Source organism: Aquabacterium sp. A3 (genome assembly GCF_038069945.1).
Lineage (GTDB): Bacteria > Pseudomonadota > Gammaproteobacteria > Burkholderiales > Burkholderiaceae_C > Aquabacterium.
Window position 1 is genome coordinate 1,776,547 of record NZ_JBBPEV010000001.1, and the last position, 19,169, is coordinate 1,795,715.

Consider the following 19,169-nt stretch of genomic DNA (forward strand, 5'->3'; position numbering starts at 1 on the left):
GTCGCGTGACTTGTCACATGGTGAAGCCCCGGGCAAGCGACAATTCAAGGCCCATCTTTCACCGCGCGTCGCGCACTCACCCCTGCCCCCATGCTGCTTCGCCACAGTCTTGCCCCCGCCGACAACGCCCGCCTGGCCCGCCTGTGCGGTCCGCTGGACGAGCACCTGCGCGCCGTGGAGGCCGCCTTTCAGGTGACGCTGGCGCGCCGGGGTGAGCGGTTTCGCATCGAAGGCGAGCGCCATGTGGTGCATGTGGTGGCCGCCACGCTCGACGAGCTGTACGCCCGCACCACCCGCGCCTTGAGCCTGGAGGCGGTGCAGCTCACCATCGCCACCCACCAGCGCAGCCTGCGCCAGCACGCCACGGGGGGCGATACCCCGGGCACCGCAAGCGACGATGGGCCCGAAGGCCCCACCCTGCACACCCGGCGCACCGACCTGCAGGGCCGCACGCCCAACCAGGTGACGTACCTGCGGCAGATCATGGCGCACGACCTGAGCTTCGGCATCGGCCCGGCGGGCACGGGCAAAACCTTCCTGGCCGTGGCCTGTGCCGTTGACGCGCTGGAGCGCAGCGCCGTGCAGCGCATCGTGCTGACGCGCCCGGCGGTGGAGGCCGGCGAGCGCCTGGGCTTCCTGCCTGGCGACCTGACGCAAAAGGTCGACCCCTACCTGCGCCCCCTGTACGACGCGCTCTATGACCTGATGGGCTTCGACCGCGTGACCAAGGCCTTCGAGAAGGGCCTGATCGAGATCGCCCCGCTGGCCTTCATGCGCGGGCGCACGCTCAACCACGCCTTCGTCATCCTGGACGAAGCCCAGAACACCACGCCCGAGCAGATGAAGATGTTCCTCACCCGCATCGGCTTCGGCACCAAGGCCGTGGTCACGGGCGACGTCAGCCAGATCGACCTGCCCCGGGGCGCGCGCAGCGGCCTGATCGAGGCCGAACGCATCCTGCGCCGGGTGAAGGGCGTGGCCTTCACCCACTTCACCGCGGCCGACGTGGTGCGGCACCCCCTGGTGGCCCGCATCGTCGAGGCCTACGACGCCGCGCAGGCGGCCCAGGCCAGCGAACGCACCCCCGACAAGCACACCCCTGCCGACCCCGACGCATGAAACCCAGCCTGAGCCTGTCCCTTCAGTTCGCCGACAAGCGCCACCGCGACACCCTGCCCCGCCACAAGGTGGCGCGCTGGATTCGCGCGGCGCTGGACACGGACGCCGAGATCGCGGTGCGCATCGTCGACGCCGAAGAGGGCCAGGCCCTGAACCGCGACTTCCGCAAGAAGGACTACGCCACCAACGTGCTGACCTTCGACTACGCGCAAGCGCCCGTGGTAATGGCCGACCTCATCATCTGCGCGCCCGTGATCGAGCAAGAGGCGCAAGAGCAGGGCAAGTCGCTGCAAGCCCACTACGCCCACATGCTGGTGCACGGCACCCTGCACGCGCAGGGCTGGGACCACCTGAAGAAGAAAGAAGCCGAGGCCATGGAAGCGCGCGAGCGCGAGATCCTGGCGGGGCTGGGGTTTGACGACCCGTATGCCTGAGCCCATACCGGCGATTTGTCCAGGCCAGACTGCATTTTTGATGCGAATCAATTTAATTCGACGAGTGTTTGTCTAGGCCAATAAAACGTCAAATCAAGCCTGGCCACGATCTCTGGGCAGTAATGCGCCACGAGGGCCTTGGCGCGATGCGACAGACTCCAGTGGACAGGGTGGTCATCCGATACTGCCTCATGCCCTGAAGGTCGATGGTCGGCCTGCGGATGGCAGCCCTGGGATGCAGCATGAAAACGGTTCTCCTGGTCGATGACTCCACCACCATGCTCATGAGCATGAAAGCCGGACTGGAGATCAGCGGGTTCAAGGTGGAAGTGGCTTCAGACGGCGAGCAGGCCATGCACAAGCTGCAGGCAGGACTCAAGCCGGACATCATCATCACGGACATCCACATGCCGCGCATGGACGGCATCGAGTTCATCCGTCAGGCGCGGGCCAAACTGCGCTTCACCCCCATCCTGGCGCTGACCACCGAGGGTCAGAAGCAGCACCGCGACGAGGCACGCCGCCTGGGCGCCACCGGCTGGATGCTCAAGCCCGCCAAGGGCAGCGACCTGATGAAGTTGATTCATCAGGTATCCGCTCAGACGGCGTGAGGCAGGCATGCCCAAGCTCTGGCAACGCCTGTGGGCGTGGTGGCAGCCCGTCAGTCGCCAGCGCTCCGGCGCAGCGTCTTTCGAGGTGCTGACCCAATGCATGCACATCCTCGACCAGCAGGTGCGCGAAGCCGAGCGCACCAGTCACACGGCCGTGCTGGAGATGGTGGCGCGACTGCAGGCCATTCACGAGCGTTGCAACGCGCTGCAAGACGAGCTGGGATCGGCCACGCGCCAGTCGGGTCACCTGTCGGCCGACACGGTCCTGCAGGCTGAGGCGCAGCACCAGGCCCTGTCATGCCTGGGAGAGCAGGAGTCACGTTTCAAGGCCAGCCAGCAGGGGCACCAGCAGATGGTGCAAACCTTGTTGTCGCAGGTGGCGGCGCTGACACCCTCGGCCGAGCTGATCGCCGAAGTGGCGCGGCAGACCAACCTGCTGGCCATCAATGCCGCGATCGAGGCCGCCCGCGCCGGCCCCGAAGGGGCGGGCTTCAAGGTGGTGGCTCAAGAGGTGCGGCGCCTGTCCACCCAGACGGCGCAGGCCGCCGAAAGCATCACGGCCAGCATCCAGGCGATCGCCGACACGCACCAGCAAGCCTCGCAGCAAGAGCTGGCCGAATCCGTCGATCTGGCGGCGCTGGCACGCATTGGCGAAGGCATCCGCGACATGGGCACCCGCCCGGGCGTGGTGGCGTGCCAGCTCAAAGCCTTGTCTGAAGAGATGGAGGCCAGCATGCAGGACATCCGCCGTGACATGGTGGATGTGTTGGGCCACATGCAGTTTCAGGACGTCAGTCGGCAATTGCTGGAGCGGGTCAGCCAGGCGCTGCAGGACATCGCCGGGCACCTGGCGGACGCCGGGCACCACTCAGACCCCACGACCACCGAGCGCGCCCAGGCCCTGAGACAGTTGCTGGACGACTGGCAACAAAGTTATGTGATGGACGCCCAGCGCACGGCCCACCAGCGGGTGACCACGCAGGCCGGAGTGACTCCCAGCGCAGCAGCGCCGACCATCGAATTGTTCTGAGGCCCCGGAAATGTGCACTTAATGCACGTTTTTTCATTCAAGCCCGGAAAGAGCGCCTCCGAAATACTGGTGTGACGCGACTTGTGGAAGTTCGGAGTCGTCACCCCCCCCCCCTTTTTGAGGACGCTCAACATGGCCCTGATCCGCAAGACCCGCTCGTCGGACGACTCTCCCTCCCTGCACGCCATCCCGACGGTGGTGAGCAAATCCGTGGCGCGCGACGCCGATGCCCAGCGCAAACGCGCGCGCACGCTGGCCAAGCAGCAGCAGGCGGCCGAGCGGGTGGCGGCGGCGTCATCTCAATTGTCGGCGGGCATCAATGAATCGGCCTCCGCAGCCGAAGAGCTCAAGCGCGCGGCAGGGCAGATCGCCACTGGCGCGGAAGAAGCCTCGGGCGCGGCCCAGGAATCCCTGGCAGCAATCACGCAGGTCAGCGGCGCCATCAGCCGGCAGCTGGCAGCCGTCAACCAGGCGCAGCACATGGCCGACGGCATGCGCACGCTGGCCGCAGTGATCAATGAAGAAGTCAGCAGCACCATCCGCAATGTGACCGTGGCCGCAGACCGTCAGGCCGAGTCGGTGAAGATGGTGGCCGAACTGGAGCGCCAGGCCGCCAACATTGGCGACATCGTCAAAGCCGTGGCGCGCATTGCCGACCAGACCAACCTGCTGGCCTTGAACGCGGCCATTGAGGCGGCCCGTGCCGGCAAGCATGGCAAGGGCTTTGCCGTGGTGGCCGATGAGGTGCGCACGCTGGCCGAGAGCTCAGAGAAAAGCGCGTCCCAGATTCAGGAGCTGGTGGGCCAGATCCAGGGTGAGGTCAAGGTCATTGCCGATGGCATCAATGACGCCGCCGACACCATCAAGAACGAAGTCGAAAAGAGCAGCGTCATCACGACCCAGCTGGAGCGCATCCGCACCGACGCCGCAGACATCGCCGCTGGCGCCGCCGAGATCGCATCCGCCGCCACCCAAAGTAACGTGGCCGCGCAACAGGCCCTCAAGGGTGCTGAACAAATCGCTGCGGCAGCGCAGGAACAGTCCTCGGCCTGCGAAGAAGCCAACAAGACCGTGTCCGAACAAACGGTGGCATTGTCTGAATGCGAGCAGACGGCACAGTCCCTGTCGGAGCTGGCCGAAGACTTGAAGAACTCGACGGACATTGGCAAGAGCGCCGAAGAGGTGGCCAGCTCGGCCGAAGAGTTGTCATCGGCCGTGCAGGAAATCTCGCGGTCGGCCAGTCAGATCATGGTCGCCCTGGAGCAAATCCGCAAAGGTGCCCAGGGCCAGGCCGCAGCCACCACGCAGTCGGCGGCCGCCGTGACGCAGATCGAAAAAGGCGCCCAGGTGGCCGAAGGCCGCGCCACCCAGGCCAACACCCGCGCCGCCGCCATCAAGGAGTTGATGGGCGACAACAAGAAAAACATCGACGCGCTGATCACCAGCATCTCGACGGGCGTGAGCGCCACACGCGGCAGCATGAAGCAGATCAAGGAACTGGAGCTGGTGTCGCGCAAGATCGACAAGATCGTCGATGCGATCACCCAGGTGTCTATCCAGACCAACATGCTGGCGGTCAATGGCAGCATCGAAGCCGCCCGTGCCGGCGAGTACGGCAAAGGCTTTGTCGTGGTGGCCACCGACATCCGCAACCTGGCCCATGACTCGGCCGAAAACGCCGACCGCATCAAAGACATGGTCAAGGCCATCCAGGATCAGATCGGTCTGGTTGGCCGGGACTTGTCAGAGATCATGGGCACCGCACTGAGCGAGGTGGACAAGGCCCGCTCCATCACCACCAACCTGCTGGAGATCGAGAACAAGGTCTCGCAGGTCGAGGCGGGCAACCTGGAGGCCGTCAACGCTGCGCAAGAGATCGCTGCAGCGCTCACCCAGATCAAGGTGGGCGTGGAGCAGGTCTCGTCTGCGGCCCAACAGGCCGAGAAAGCCGCAGAGCAGGCCGCCGCTGCTGCACGCCAGCAATCTCAAGGGGCCGAAGAGTTGTCAGCCGCCATTGAAGAGATCGCCTCGCTGGCCGACGAGCTGCAAAGCAACTGAGCACCCCTGCGCCACCGGGCTGGCTGCCACGGCCCGGACCACCCAATGACCAACGAGGTGTGTCATGAGCAATGCCGTGATGTCGATGGAACAGGCCGACGAGGGTGAGCTCACCCAGAGCCTGCAGTTTGTGAGCTTTTCAGTGGCCGGCGAAATGTTTGCTGTGCCCATGGGGCCTGTGCAGGAGATCATTCGTGTGCCCCAGGTGGCCCAATTGCCACTGGCCCCCGCCGTGCTGGATGGCCTGGCCAACCTGCGTGGCCGGGTCTTGCCCATCATCAGCCTGCGCCGTCTGTTTGCCTGCCCCGCACAGGCGCACGACGACGCCACAAGGGCACTGGTGATCAACCTGGGACAGCCCCTGGGGTTCGTGGTGGACCGTGTGGCCAGTGTGCTCAATGTAGAGCCCGGCGAGATCGAACCCGCCAGCGCCATCCAGAGCATCGTGTCGGCCGACTACCTGACGGGTGTGATCAAACGTCCACGCGCCGACGGAGGGCAAGACCTGCTGATGACGCTGGACTTTGACCGCCTTGTCAACAGCCACTTCCGTGAAGTGGATCAACAGCGTCGCGCCGAGGGGCCAAACCACACGCCCATGGACGGTGTTGCCGCCAATGGTGACGACAGCGACGATCACAGCGACGAGCGCCGCCTGGTGTCGTTTTCAGTGGCATCGCAAGAGTACGCCATCGACATCGCCGACGTGCAGGAAATCGTGCAGGTGCCTGAACACATCACGGCCATGCCCAATGTGCCCGCCCACGTGCTGGGGCTGATCTCGCTGCGCCAGCGACTGCTGCCCCTGGTCAGCCTGCGCGCGCTGTTTGCCTTGCCGGATGAAGCCATGGGCGAGCACCACCGCATCGTGGTGATCGCGCTGCCAGGTGGCGCTCAGGTGGGCCTGGTGACCGATTCGGTCAAAGAGGTGCTGAGCGTGCCCGCCAGCGAAACCGAGCCCATGCCCGGCATCCTGGCGCAAGACCAGCAGATGCAGGAGTTCTCGTCCATCTGCCGACTGGACGGTGGCAAACGACTGGTCTCGATCATCGCCACCGACCGTCTGCTCGGCTTGTCGGGCATTCGGGATGCCCTGGATGCCGCTGCGCGACATGCCACCCCACACACCGAGGACAAGGAGACCCACGCCATGCCTGGACCCAGCACCGACCCCGTCACCGACATCACCGACGACGACGCCCAGGTGGTGATCTTCCGGCTGGGTGACGAAGAGTTCGCCGTGCCCATCATGAGCGTTCAAGAGATCGTGCGGGTGCCCGACAGCCTGACCCGTGTGCCCAAGACACCCCACTTCGTGGAAGGCGTGATCAACCTGCGAGGCACGGTGCTGCCGGTGATCGACCAGCGCACCCGCCTGGACATGCCCGCCATCGAACGCAACGACCGACAGCGCATCATGGTGTACCTGCTGGGCGGACTGCGCACCGGCTTCATCGTCGATTCGGTGGCAGAGGTCTTGCGCATTCCGCGCGGCCAATTGGCCCCTGCCCCGGAGATGTCGAGCGAACAAAGCCGACTGATTCGCCAGGTGGCCCGACTGGATGGCGACCGTCTCGTGATGCTGCTTGACCCCACACACCTGCTGAGGGGCACCGAAATGAGCGCCATCACCCAAGCCTTTGGCCAGGATCAGGACCACGCCCCCGCGCTGCCTGCCGCGCGTGCGGCCTGATCCTCGCGAGACTGAAGGAGACTGACCATGGCCAAGGTGCTGGTGGTGGACGACTCGGCCCTGATGCGGCGATTGATCACGGGGGTGCTGAACGAAGCTGGTCACGACACGCGCACGGCAAACAACGGAACCGAAGCGGTTGAAACGCTGGTGGAATGGCAACCCGATGTGGTGACCCTGGACATCAACATGCCGCGCATGGACGGCCTGACCGCCCTGTCGCTGATCATGGCGGCCCGGCCCACACCGGTGATCATGGTGTCGTCGCTGACCGAAGAAGGCGCCCTGGCAACGCTGGAGGCCCTGGCGCTGGGTGCGGTGGATTTCATCACCAAGCCGGGCGGCACGATCTCCTTGTCCATCGACGACATTGCACAGCAATTGCTGAGCAAGGTGCGGGCCGCCTTGCGGGCACATCCCAAGACGCGGCACACCCCCGCCGAGCCTGTGCGCCACCCGACACCCGCGCGCCCTGGACCGGCGGTGCGCCCGTCGGCCCCTTCAGCGGCGCACAGCGCAGGGCGCCACGAACTGTCGCTGGTGGTCGTGGGCGTCTCGACTGGCGGACCACGCACACTGGAAGACATCCTGCCCGCGCTGCCGGCGGACTTCCCCTGTGCGGTGCTGGTCGCGCAACACATGCCCCCGAACTTCACGGACGCCTTTGCACGCCGCATGGACCGGTTGTGTGCCATGCCCGTGACCGAGGTCAACACCCCTCGCCCCCTGGAGCCCGGCCACGTCTACATCGGTCAGGGCGGTACCGACATGATCGTGATGGAACGCCTGGGACGCCTGGTGGCCGCCCCCAAGCCCGAGACACCCGGACACCCCTGGCACCCTTCAGTTGATGTGCTGGTGAACAGCGCCATGCGCCACCTGCCCCCAAGCCAGATCACCGGAGTTCAGCTCACCGGCATGGGCGATGACGGCGCCAAGGCCATGACAGAACTCAAGCGCCGAGGTGGCCGCACCATCGCCGAAGCCGAATCCACCGCCGTGGTGTTTGGCATGCCACAAGAACTGATTGAAGCCGGCGGCGCCAGTGTGGTGCTGCCCTGCCACCAGATCGCCAGGCAGCTGCTGGGCTGGCTGCACCGCAAGGAAAGGACCCGCGATGGGATTGCGAAAAGCCACTGAAGGCGGCCTGCGCCGGGTTGCACCCCGCGAGTACGCGCGCGACCTTGAAGGCCTGTGCCTGCAACTGCAGGACCCTGATCCCACCGTGCGCCGCTGGGCGGTGCGCGACCTGGGGCATGTGGCACAGGTGGCCCCCACCTTGTGCGAACACCTGCACCACGAAACCGACCACGCCGTGCGTGAAATGATCTTCACCACGCTGCGCCGCGAAGGCAGCCCCGAGGTGGCCGCCGGGCTGATGCCACTGCTGCGCAGCGAAGACGCCAACCTGCGCAACTCGGCCATCGAGGTGCTGTCCAGCATGCCTCAGGCCATGGGACCGCATGTGGAGCGACTGCTGGACGACCCGGACGCCGATGTGCGCATCTTCACCCTCAATGTGCTCAACGAGTTGCGACACCCGGACGTGATGCGCTGGGTCAGCGGTGCGCTTCAGCGCGACCCGCACGTCAATGTGGTTGCCGCTGCCCTGGAAGTGGCGGCCGAAAGTGGCACCACCGCCGCATTGCCCTTCATCGAGCAGGCCCGTCAACGCTTTCCCGATGACGCGTTCATCGGATTCGCTGCAGACATGGCGCAGCAACGAATCGAAGCATCATGAAAGCTGCCGCCGCCTTGGCCAAGCCCACGATCTCGGAAGCGGACTTCGAGAAGTTCAGAGAGTTCTTCTACCGCAAGACCGGGATCCAGTTCGACCAATCCAAGCGCTACTTTGTGGACAAGCGCCTGGTCGAGCGCATCGAACTCACCGACAGCGAGAACTTCCGCAACTACTTCATCAAGCTCCGGTTCGAGACCAGTGGCGACGAGATGCAGGCCCTCGTCAATGCGATGACGGTCAACGAAACCTATTTCTTTCGCGAAGCCTATCAGTTCGACTGCCTGGTCAACAGCATGCTCGACGACATCACGTCGCGGCGCAAGCCGGGGTCACGCATTCGCATCTGGTCCATTCCCTCGTCCACCGGAGAAGAGCCCTACTCCATCGCGCTGTACCTGCTGGAGCGCTGGCCCCACATCGACGACTACGAGGTGGAGATCCTGTCCTCGGACATCGACACCTCGGTGTTGCGCGCCGCCCAGCAGGGGGTGTACTCGGACCGGTCTGTGGCCAACCTGCCCAAGGCTTACCTCAACAAGTACTTTCGCAAGATGGGCGAGGGGCAATGGCAGCTGTCACGCGACATCGTCGATGCGGTGGACTTCAGCCGCGTCAACCTGTGCGATCCCAAAGACACCCAGCGCTTTCGGGACATCGACGTGATCTTTTGCCGCAACCTGCTCATCTACTTCGATGACCTGTCGCGGCGCACCGCCGCCGAAGCCATGTTCGATGCCCTGCGCCCCGGCGGCTTCATCTGCCTGGGTCACTCTGAATCCATGAGCCGAATCTCTTCCCTGTTCGACGTCCGACGCTTTCCGGATGCCATGGTCTACGAAAAGCCGCTGGAGGGCCGCAAATGAGCCGCATCCTTGTGATTGACGACGCCGCCACCGTGCGCATGTACCACCGCAAGATCCTGGGGGATGCAGGCTGGGACACCGAAGAGGCCATCAATGGGCTGGAGGCCCTGGAGAAGGTTGGCATGTTGACCGACGACGAGGGGTTCGACCTGTACGTGGTGGACATCAACATGCCCAAGATGGACGGGTTCACCTTTGTGCGAGAGCTTCGCCAACTGAGTGCCGCCCGTCAGACCCCGGTGATGATGGTGTCGACCGAGGCCCAGAGCCAGGACACTCAGACCGCCTTCGATGCCGGGGCCAACTGTTACCTGATCAAGCCTGCCAAGCCGCAAGAGCTGGTGCTGACAGCAGCGCTGTTGCTGGGCGATCGGGCCGCCGCCTTGAAGGCCGCTGAAGGAGTGAGACCATGAACCAGACCGAACTGCTGGACCAGTTCATCCTGGAAGCGCGCGAGTGCCTGGAGCAGGTGGGGCAACGACTGCTGGACATCGAGAAGGCACCCACCGACCCTGAACTGCTCAATGACCTGTTTCGCCTGGTGCACACGCTCAAGGGCAATTGCGGGCTGTTTGAATTCAAGGCCATGGAACGCGTGGTGCACGCCGGCGAAGACCTGCTGGACCGCGTGCGCCAGGGGGCCCTGGCGTACAACAACGACATGGCCGACGCCTTGCTGGAGGCCATGGACTACACCGCTCAGCTGGTTGATCAGATTGAACGCGACGGAAAGATCGCAGCCTCTGCCGATGGGCGCTCGACCCAACTGGCCTCGGCGCTGCGTGCCCTGCTGAACGCGCCCCCCCCCGCACCGCCAATCGCTGCTGCGCCGTCATCCCAAGCGGCGGCCGCACCAGCCACAGAGCCTGCATCGCCCTGCCCGGCCTGGGTGGAGGCCCTGCCAGACCAACCCTGGCGCACCCATCCCCAGGCCGTCATCTGGCGCTACCAGCCCGAGCCGGAGTGCTTCTTCAAAGGCGAAGACCCATGGCTGCTGGCCCGGCAAACCCCGGGCTTGCTGCACCTGCACGTCGGCACCCAGACAGACTGGCCCGATCTGGCCGACGCAGACTGCTATCGCTGCAACCTGTCGTTCATCGGCCTGTCGGACGCACCACTGGCCTATGTCGAGGACCACTTCCGCTGCGTGGCCGAGCAGCTCGAAGTGCTGCCCTTGAGTCGCCTGGCACCCCCATCGGGTGCGGCTCAGGCGCCAACCAGCACCGCCGAACAAGCCGCGCAACGCCACATCCAGACGCTTCGACAGCGCGCCCTGCAGATCTGGGATGACCAGGTGCAGTTGCTGAACCGTGGCGGCGCACGCCCCGGCACCGTGGCGGCCGTTCGCCGCGCCCTGCACCAGTTGTTGCAGGCGCTGAGCGATGACACCGCATCCCAGGCACAAGACTCGATGGCAGCGTTGCCCGCAGACGTCTCAGCGGCCGCATTGGGTCACTGGGCCGCCGCACACCGTCCTGCAGACCTCGCGTCCACCGAAGACAGCCCCCCCGAGGTCACCGACCCCGGTTCTCCATGGCCCATGCCGGCCGATGAGGCCTTGACGTCACCGGGGCAAGACGCCGCACGGCGAGGTGCAGGCGACGACCCTGCGCACCACAAGGTGCTCAAGGTGGGCCAAGAGAAGATCGACCGGCTGATGGACCTGATCGGCGAAATGGTGGTGGCCAAGAACGCGCTGCCCTACCTGGCGCAACGGGCAGAAACCCACTTTCAGCAACGCGAACTGGCCCGCGAGATCAAGGCCCAGTACGCCGTGATCAACCGCATTGCCGAAGACATGCAGCACGCCATCATGCAGGTGCGCATGATGCCTGTGGGCACGATCTTCCAGCGATTTGGCCGCCTCGTGCGCGACATCTCGCGCAAACTGGGCAAAGACGTGCAACTCGTGATCGAGGGCGAAGACACCGAAGCCGACAAGAACGTGATCGAGTCCCTGGCTGATCCACTGATCCACATCATCCGCAACAGCCTGGACCATGGCATCGAGATGCCGGATGTCCGCACACGCGCAGGCAAGGCCGCGCAAGGCACCATCCGTGTCTCTGCCCGTCAGGAGTCCGATCGTGTGCTGATTGAGATCAACGACGATGGCGCGGGCATCGACCCTCAACGCATCCGCCAAAAGGCCATCGAACGCGGGCTGATCCCTGAAGACAAGGCGCAGACGCTGAGCGATACCGAAGCCGTGCAGCTCATCTTCCTGCCGGGCTTCTCCACCGCAGACACCATCTCCGACCTGTCAGGGCGCGGCGTGGGCATGGACGTGGTTCGTACCGCCGTGGAGCGCATCAATGGCTCGGTGGAGCTCAGCAGCCAGTTCGGAAAAGGCACGTGCTTGCGGCTGTCGCTGCCCCTGTCGATGGCCGTGACGAATGTGATGATCATCGAGGCCGCCGGACGTCGCTTCGGGGTCCCCATGGACCTGATCGTCGAGACCGTGCGTGTGCACACCGACGACATCCACCACTTCAAGCAGGCCCGTACCACGGTGCTTCGGGGGCGCATCGTGCCACTGCAAGCCCTGCATGACCTGCTGGCGCTGGAAGCCCCCCCCGTGATGAATGAGGACAGCGAGTACGCCGTGTTGGTGGTGCGCGCCGGCCATGAGAGCGTGGGCCTGCTGGTCGACCTGTTCCACGGCTCCAGCGACATCATCCTCAAGCCACTCGAAGGCGTGCTGGCAGGTCTGACGGGCTTTGCCGGCACCGCCCTGATGGGCGACGGCAGCGTGCTGATGGTTCTCAATCCGAAGGAGCTTTTGTGATGGGCATTCGCTACCTGAAAAAACACGCAGCGCTTGAAGACATTGTCACGGTCGAGGATGCTGAAGGGCTGTTTGACTGGCTCAAGCAACAGGCCAAACCGGCCGTAAACCTGTCTAAATGCGTGCACCTGCATGCCGCCGTGCTGCAGGTGCTGTTGATGGTGAGACCCAAAGTGGTCGGTGCTGTCAACGATCCATTGCTCAGCCAGGCCCTGGCTCATACCCAGGCCTGATCGCCACCCGGCCTCATCACAAGAAAGGCTGCATCGTGAAATCCGTCTTCCTCGTGGACGACTCCAGCACCATGCTGATGAGTCTGAAGAGCACACTGGAGATCAGCGGGTTCAAGGTGGACACCGCATCGGACGGCGAGATGGCCCTTGGCAAGATCAAGGCCGGACTCAAGCCAGACCTGATCATCACCGACATCAACATGCCCAAGATGGATGGCCTGCTGCTCATCAAGGAAACGCGCAAGATCCTGCGCTTCACGCCCATCCTGGCCTTGACCACCGAAAGCCAGGCGGCCAAGCGCGACGAGGCCAAAAAGCTGGGCGCCTCGGGCTGGCTGGTCAAGCCGGTGACCGGCAGCGACCTGGTCAAGGTGGTCAAGCAGGTCCTGCCTGGAGCCTGATCGCGGGAAAGGCGCACATGAACGACGACGAGACCACCGACCTGGCCACCGGCGCCTTGGCGCCGCCGACTGCCCCCGACGCTGCCGAAACCGAACGCGCGTTGCGTCGCAGGCTTCTGATGCGCTGGCTCAGCAGGGGGGTCTTCTTGATGGCCGTGGGCGGTGGCGCCATCGGCCTGCACTGGCTGGCGGCAGACTGGTTTGGCGTGCAAGCGGCGGCGGGTGTCATGGCCGGTGCGGTGCTGGGCTTGCTGGGCGCCGACATCCGTCTCAGCCGGGTTCACGCCCCCGAAACCGTCACCGAAGTCATCAGCCAGGATCTGGCCCGGCTGGAGCAGTGCTTTGCCATCTTGCAAAAGCAGGTGACCGTGACGATACGCACCTCCGAGCACGCCGTGCTGGAAACGGTCAATCGTCTGAACCGCGTGCATCACCGCAGCGCAGAGTTGCATCAACACATCGTCGAGGCGGTGGGACGCTCGCGCGTGCTGTCCGAGTCGTCACAACAAGAGGCCTCGGGCAACCAGGCCACGGTGGAAACCTTGTCGGCCTCGCAACAGGCCTTTGCCCAGGCCCGCCAGGACAACCAAGAACGCATCCGCACCGTGGTTGAGCAGGTTCGTCACCTGACGCCGCTGGCAGCGCTCATCGGGGACATCTCTCAGCAAACCAACCTGCTGGCCATCAATGCCTCCATCGAGGCCGCACGGGCTGGCCAAGAAGGCGCTGGCTTCAAGGTGGTGGCTGCCGAAGTGCGCCGCCTGTCGGCGCAGACGGCCGAGGCCGCCGACAAGATCAGCCGGGGCATTCAGTCGGTGGCCGACACCATCGAAGGCGAACTGGCTCAGGCCAACGAGCTGGACAGCGACGGCGGTGCGGCCCTGCACCTCACCGAGGTGGCCACGCACATTGCCCAGATCAGCGCCAGCCTCAACGAGGTGGTGCCTTACCTGGTGGAGCTGTCTCAGAACATGAGCGATGGCATGGACTCGATCACCACCGACATCATCGACGCCATGGGCCACATGCAGTTCCAGGACATCAACCGACAGCTGCTGGAGCAGGTCGAATCGGCGCTGGGCAGCCTGTCGGAACACAGCGCCTCGCTGTATGCCCTGGTGGGCGGCGATGCGCCCCCGCCGCCGCAAGATCTGGAAGACCTGATGGAACGCTGGATCGACGGCTACGTGACAGAAGAGCAGCGCATCGCCCACGCCGCCGTGACGGAAGGCGCTGTTCGCGCTCGCCCTGCCAACGGCAAGGAGGTGGTGTTTGCGCGTTCCAACGTCACCGCCGACGACATCAAGCTCCCCGAACCCGAAGTGCCCAAGATCGAGCTGTTCTGAGCATCCCGGCACGCGCACATCCTGATCGGCGCAATTTGTGCCCCGGCCTCTTCGGATGACGCCGTTTTGACCTCATTGGCGACCTGGCCATCGGTAGCGCCTTCTCACGGTGTGTGTAACGTGGGGCATCACCAATGTTGGAGCCTTGCCATGTTCAGTGCCCTCTCCTTGCCCGCCCTGCGGTCCCTGATGCTGGCAGCCGGTGTGGCCGCCGGTGCGCTGGTCACCCCCCATGTCCAGGCGTTCGGCTCATCCTCGCCGACGCTTCAAACCGTGTCATCGGTCGATCTTCAGCGATTCCAGGGCCGCTGGTACCAGATCGCCTATTACCCCAACACCTTCCAGCGCCAGTGCGTGGCCAACACCACGGCCGACTACCGGCTGCTGATGACCGGCCAGGTGGAAGTGATCAACACCTGTGGCACGGCCGACCGCGGCACCAGCCAGGTGATTGGCGCGGCGCGTGTCAAGCCGCCCAAGTTCTTCGGCATCCCGGTGGCCAAGGGCACCGACACCTCCAAACTGGAGGTGCGCTTTGCCCCCACCTTCCTGGCCTGGCTGAACGCAGTATGGGCGCCCTATTGGGTGATCCAGCTGGCCGACGATTACCGGTATGCGGTGATCAGCGAACCCCAGCAAGAATTCCTGTGGATCCTGTCGCGCACCCCTTACCTGGACCCGACCGACCGCGCCACCATCAACGCGAAACTCATTGAACAGGGGTTTGATCTGGGCAGGCTGGTGGAAGAGCCTCAGCCCGGCCCGTGGCAATGAGGCCGAGGGCTCAGCCAATCAGCCTTTGAGGCCAGTGAAGAAGCCCGTGGCCTGCCCCTCATGCAGGCAGCGCGGCTTCCATTGGCCCACGCGGCGTGCGATCTCGGCGATGTGGTCGGGCGTGGTGCCGCAGCAGCCCCCGGCGATGTTGAGAAAGCCCGCTTTGGCAAACTCTTCGACCAAAGCACCCGTGATCTCGGGGGTTTCGTCAAAGCCGGTGTCGCTCATGGGGTTGGGCAAACCGGCGTTGGGGTAGCAACTGATGAAGGTGTCGCCCGCGATCTTGGCCAGCTCTTCCACATAGGGCCGCATCAGCGTGGCGCCCAGGGCGCAGTTCAGGCCGATGGCCAGCGGGTGGGCGTGGCGCACCGAGTGCCAGAAGGCGCTGACCGTCTGGCCCGACAGGATGCGCCCTGAGGCGTCCGTCACCGTGCCTGAGATGATGATGGGCAGGCGCTCGCCAGTGTCCTCGAACAGCTGATCGATGGCGAAGATGGCCGCCTTGGCGTTGAGCGTGTCGAAGATGGTCTCCACAAGAAACACATCGCAGCCGCCGTCCATCAGGGCCTTGGCCTGCTCGTAGTAGGCCTGGCGCAAGGTGTCGAAATCGACATTGCGTGCGCCCGGGTCGTTCACGTCGGGGCTGATGCTGGCCGTCTTGGGCGTGGGGCCGATGGCGCCGGCCGCAAAGCGCGGCTTGTCCGGCGTGCTGTACTTGTCGCAGGCCTCGCGGGCCATGCGTGCGGCCACCAGGTTCATCTCGATGGCCAGCTCGGGCAGCTCGTAATCATCTTGCGCCACGGTGGTGGCCCCGAAGGTGTTGGTCTCGATCAGGTCGGCACCGGCGGCCAGGTACTGCTCGTGGATCTCGCGGATGACCTCGGGTTTGGTCAGCTGCAACAGCTCGTTGTTGCCCTTGAGGTCTTTGGGGTGGTCGGCGAACCGCGCGCCACGGTAGTCGGCTTCGGTCAGCTTGTAGCGCTGGATCATGGTGCCCATGGCGCCGTCCAGCACCACGATGCGCTGGCGCATGATCTCGGGCAGTTGCGCGGCGCGGGTGTAGGGGCGACGCTCCACGGCAGGCGTGGCAGCGGATGATGGGGCGAGCGTGTTCATGCCCCGATTTTAGGGCCGCTGGCTCAATCGAGCTGGAATTGGTTGACCTTGTCCGTCAGTGTGCAACCCTGCGTCTGGAGTGCTCGGCTGGCGCTGGCCAACTGATTGACCAGGTCGGTGTTGCGCTCGGTCACCTCCGACAGTGATCTGATCTCCGTCAGGATGACCTTGGACTCTTCTTCGCCCTCACGGGTGAGTTGGGCCACCCCGGCAATCGCCTGATGCACCTCGTCAATGTGCCCCTCGGCACCCCGGATGGCACGCCCGGCTTCCTCGGCCATCGCCGCGCCCAGATCGATGTCGTCTGTGGAGCGGCGCACGATGTCAGCGATCTTGCGCGATGAGTCGGCACTGCGCATGGCCAAAGACCGCACCTCCTGGGCCACCACCGCAAACCCCCGGCCGGCCTCTCCCGCCTTGCTGGCTTCAATGGACGCATTGAGCGCCAGGACGTTCGTGCGAAATGCGATGGCGTCGATGAGGTTGACAATCTGGCTGATGTCCTGACTGTGCGCCCTCAGCGCGTCCATGCGCTCCTGTAAACGCCCCATCTGCTTGCGTGAATTCGCGGAATCCAGGCGCAGGTTGTGCACCGTCTCGACCATCCGGTCCACTTCGGCGCCACAGGCCTGCAACTGCGTGGCGTAGCGTGCCACCGAGGCCACCACATCCTGCAGGCCGCCGATGGTGCGCTGGTTACGCCCCGACAAATCGATGTTGCCTGAAGCCAGTTGCTCGGTGGCAAACTGCACCGCAGACGCACCGGATTGCACCACGCGAATGAGCTCCGCCAGACGGTCGAACGAGCCGTTCATGCTCTGGAGCATGTCGGCCACCTCATCGCTGCCGTCCACACCCAGGCGGTGGCTGAAATCGGCATGCTCCATCGCCTCCACCATGTGCTTCATGGCGCCCAGGCGACGCCGCATCGTGTACTGAAGCGATGCGGCCATGTACACGATGAGCAGCACCAGACCCGCCAAGGCCCCCACGTGCAGCCACAGCCTGTGCTGATTGGCACGCTCCATGTCCGCCACCGCGGACGCGGTGTTTCCATCCAGCACATCCAGGGCAAATGGATCGTCGGCTGCGCCCAGCGTGTAGGTCAGGTGCATGATCGCCCTGATGCGGTCCTGGCCCGGCACATCGGGGTGAGCCAAAGCGTGTTGCACCGCATCCAGTGCTTTGCGAACGCTGGGGCGATCATCCGCAGGCGTCCATGCCTGAGCAATGCGCTGTAGCGCGGCCCGCGCATCTGTCAACTCCCCCGGTGCCAGCGGCGCACGCTTGAGCGCCGCCGCGAACAGCGCGTCCAGGTCTGGCAGCGCCTGCTGCTGAACCCGGTGCAAGCTGAGCATCTGGTCGCGGTGCATCTGCGCATCGATCTCAACCCATCCGATCCAGACCAGCGGCAAGCACAACAGTGCACTCAACAAGCCGAACTTGCCTGACGTCGGCAAACGGTTGAACAGCCACGCCCCAGGAGCAAGCAAGCGCTCGGTCAGCGTGGACAGGGGTGTGCCTGCGATGGGGGTGGACATGGGTCAGCATCAAGAACTGGACACTTTCGGGATATCGGTCGAGCCGCATGGCGATTAAGGCAATACCGGAAAAGGCTCCCCAAGGCGGTGCTTTTGCACGAGCGGCGCGTGAAAAAAACTGAAAAATCGGCGGAGGCGGTCGATATGCCGTCAGGAGCCGATGCTGGATCACCCAGCACCGACGGCTCAACCTACAGGAGCCTGCCCTGACCATGCCCGCTGCCCGTCTGTCACACCTGCCCTCGTGGCTGGTCAGGCCCGTGCCCCGCCTGCCCATCGCATGGCGCCGCGCCAGCCGATTCGTCGGTGCAGCGCTGGTGTTGTCGGGCGGCTGGACGATGGGCTGGCTGGGCTTGAGCCTCGGCGCACTGGGTTTGCTGTGTTGGTGGCTGCCAGACCATGGCACATCCGCCGCGGCCAGCGATGCCGATACGCCGCAGGGGCCAGCAGTGGCCGCGACCCCGGCCGACAGTGCGCGGGGTCTTCATGCCTTGGTGCATGACGTCACCGACGAGTGGAGCAAGCAGCTCAGCCTGGGCAGGACCCTCAATCAGCAAGGCCTGGAAGGCCTGTTGTCGACTTTCTCGACGCTGTCAGAACTGATCGGTTCGGTCACGGCCCAACTGGCCAACTTCAAGCCCAATGTGGCCGCCGGCGTCATCGGCGATGCCGTGGATGCGCAACGGCCCGCGCTGGATGAGCTGATGACCCCACTGAAGCGAGCGTTTGCCCAACGCGAAGAGATGCGGCAGCAACTCAAGCAGTGCATCGATGCCCTGTGCCAGCTCCAGCAGTGGAGCAAAGATGCGCGTGAGCTGGCCCAGCACACGCGCATGGTCGCCTTCAATGCCTCGATCGAGGCCGTCAGGGGTTGTGGCGGATCACCGGAAGAAATGGCCGCACGCCAGACGATTTCAACGGAGATCGGCCGCGTGTCCAGATCCATCGTGGCGTTGTGCGATGCCATGGACCAGATGGTGCAGCCACTGCACCAGGCCGGCCACCAAATGCAGCAAGCCGCCCTGATCCAGGACACCAATGACGAAGAGCTCCGGCTGGAGCTGGAGCTGAGGGCTCGGCATGCGATCAGTGCCATGTTCGAATCGCTCGGGGGCTCCATCGCCAGCGGGTCCGATCTTCAGCAGGCCAGTGACGCGCTCGCGGCGCAGGTTGACCAGGCCTTCACCGAGTTTCAGTTTGGTGACCGTGTCGAGCAACTGCTTCAGATCCTCAACCGCGACATCGATCGCCTGTACGAATTCTCGGCCAAGGGCATCGAGCCAGAGCCCCAAGACATCAGACGGTGGCTGGACGAGCTGGCCGCCAGCTACACCATGGACGAGCAGCGTTCACAACATCACAACACCGAACTCATCGATCGCGGCAGTCGCGTCGAGTTTTTCTGAACCCAGGGTATACGC

General features: G+C 64.6%; 18 protein-coding genes. 16 read left to right on the forward strand and 2 right to left on the reverse strand.

Annotated features, from left to right (window positions below; all coding sequences use genetic code 11):
- The first annotated feature begins 90 nt into the window (after positions 1 to 90).
- The 15 genes from WNB94_RS07805 (at position 91) to WNB94_RS07875 (ending at position 15,091) form a co-directional block, all read left to right on the forward strand.
- Positions 91 to 1,119, forward strand: coding sequence for a PhoH family protein (locus WNB94_RS07805; protein ID WP_341389492.1), 1,029 nt, complete (start codon positions 91 to 93; stop codon positions 1,117 to 1,119).
- Positions 1,116 to 1,553 carry an rRNA maturation RNase YbeY gene (ybeY, locus tag WNB94_RS07810; RefSeq protein WP_341389494.1) on the forward strand — a complete coding sequence of 146 codons (438 nt, stop codon included), beginning with the start codon at positions 1,116 to 1,118 and terminating at the stop codon, positions 1,551 to 1,553. The genes WNB94_RS07805 and ybeY overlap by 4 nt, the downstream gene beginning before the upstream one ends.
- A 242-nt stretch (positions 1,554 to 1,795) precedes the next feature.
- Positions 1,796 to 2,164 (forward strand): response regulator, encoded by a 369-nt coding sequence (locus WNB94_RS07815; protein ID WP_341389496.1) that lies wholly within the window; start codon positions 1,796 to 1,798, stop codon positions 2,162 to 2,164.
- A 352-nt stretch (positions 2,165 to 2,516) separates the two neighbouring features.
- Complete coding sequence (locus WNB94_RS07820; RefSeq protein WP_445819047.1) at positions 2,517 to 3,194, forward strand: methyl-accepting chemotaxis protein; 678 nt, start codon at positions 2,517 to 2,519, stop codon at positions 3,192 to 3,194.
- Positions 3,195 to 3,326: 132 nt separating this feature from the next.
- A complete protein-coding gene (locus WNB94_RS07825) occupies positions 3,327 to 5,252 on the forward strand; it encodes a methyl-accepting chemotaxis protein (RefSeq protein WP_341389499.1) in 1,926 nt (641 codons plus the stop codon).
- Positions 5,253 to 5,316: 64 nt separating this feature from the next.
- Positions 5,317 to 6,945 carry a chemotaxis protein CheW gene (locus WNB94_RS07830; protein ID WP_341389500.1) on the forward strand — a complete coding sequence of 543 codons (1,629 nt, stop codon included), beginning with the start codon at positions 5,317 to 5,319 and terminating at the stop codon, positions 6,943 to 6,945.
- A 27-nt stretch (positions 6,946 to 6,972) separates the two neighbouring features.
- Positions 6,973 to 8,085 carry a chemotaxis-specific protein-glutamate methyltransferase CheB gene (gene cheB, locus WNB94_RS07835; RefSeq protein WP_341389501.1) on the forward strand — a complete coding sequence of 371 codons (1,113 nt, stop codon included), beginning with the start codon at positions 6,973 to 6,975 and terminating at the stop codon, positions 8,083 to 8,085.
- Positions 8,063 to 8,686, forward strand: coding sequence for a HEAT repeat domain-containing protein (locus tag WNB94_RS07840; RefSeq protein WP_341389502.1), 624 nt, complete (start codon positions 8,063 to 8,065; stop codon positions 8,684 to 8,686). Before cheB ends, WNB94_RS07840 begins: the two co-directional genes overlap by 23 nt.
- Positions 8,683 to 9,549 (forward strand): CheR family methyltransferase, encoded by an 867-nt coding sequence (locus tag WNB94_RS07845; RefSeq protein ID WP_341389503.1) that lies wholly within the window; start codon positions 8,683 to 8,685, stop codon positions 9,547 to 9,549. Before WNB94_RS07840 ends, WNB94_RS07845 begins: the two co-directional genes overlap by 4 nt.
- Positions 9,546 to 9,962 (forward strand): response regulator, encoded by a 417-nt coding sequence (locus tag WNB94_RS07850; RefSeq protein ID WP_341389505.1) that lies wholly within the window; start codon positions 9,546 to 9,548, stop codon positions 9,960 to 9,962. The genes WNB94_RS07845 and WNB94_RS07850 overlap by 4 nt, the downstream gene beginning before the upstream one ends.
- A complete protein-coding gene (locus WNB94_RS07855) occupies positions 9,959 to 12,337 on the forward strand; it encodes a chemotaxis protein CheW (RefSeq protein ID WP_341389506.1) in 2,379 nt (792 codons plus the stop codon). The genes WNB94_RS07850 and WNB94_RS07855 overlap by 4 nt, the downstream gene beginning before the upstream one ends.
- Complete coding sequence (locus WNB94_RS07860) at positions 12,337 to 12,570, forward strand: hypothetical protein (RefSeq protein WP_341389507.1); 234 nt, start codon at positions 12,337 to 12,339, stop codon at positions 12,568 to 12,570. The genes WNB94_RS07855 and WNB94_RS07860 overlap by 1 nt, the downstream gene beginning before the upstream one ends.
- 35 nt (positions 12,571 to 12,605) lie before the next feature.
- Entirely contained in the window at positions 12,606 to 12,971 is a 366-nt protein-coding gene (locus WNB94_RS07865; protein WP_341389508.1) for a response regulator, read from the forward strand.
- Positions 12,972 to 12,988: 17 nt separating this feature from the next.
- Positions 12,989 to 14,317 carry a methyl-accepting chemotaxis protein gene (locus tag WNB94_RS07870; protein WP_341389509.1) on the forward strand — a complete coding sequence of 443 codons (1,329 nt, stop codon included), beginning with the start codon at positions 12,989 to 12,991 and terminating at the stop codon, positions 14,315 to 14,317.
- Positions 14,318 to 14,467: 150 nt separating this feature from the next.
- Positions 14,468 to 15,091, forward strand: coding sequence for a lipocalin family protein (locus WNB94_RS07875; RefSeq protein WP_341389511.1), 624 nt, complete (start codon positions 14,468 to 14,470; stop codon positions 15,089 to 15,091).
- Positions 15,092 to 15,109: 18 nt separating this feature from the next.
- Here the strand turns inward: WNB94_RS07875 and WNB94_RS07880 are convergent, their stop codons facing one another.
- The gene (locus WNB94_RS07880) at positions 15,110 to 16,207 is read right to left on the reverse strand and encodes a homocysteine S-methyltransferase family protein (protein WP_341389513.1); all 1,098 of its coding nucleotides are present in this window, start codon (positions 16,205 to 16,207) and stop codon (positions 15,110 to 15,112) included.
- A 23-nt stretch (positions 16,208 to 16,230) separates the two neighbouring features.
- On the reverse strand, positions 16,231 to 17,748 hold the full coding sequence (locus tag WNB94_RS07885) for a methyl-accepting chemotaxis protein (protein WP_341389514.1): 1,518 nt from the start codon (positions 17,746 to 17,748) through the stop codon (positions 16,231 to 16,233).
- Between the two features lie 212 nt (positions 17,749 to 17,960).
- Between WNB94_RS07885 and WNB94_RS07890 the strand changes: the two genes are divergently transcribed.
- On the forward strand, positions 17,961 to 19,154 hold the full coding sequence (locus tag WNB94_RS07890; protein WP_341389515.1) for a hypothetical protein: 1,194 nt from the start codon (positions 17,961 to 17,963) through the stop codon (positions 19,152 to 19,154).
- The last annotated feature ends 15 nt before the right edge of the window (positions 19,155 to 19,169 follow it).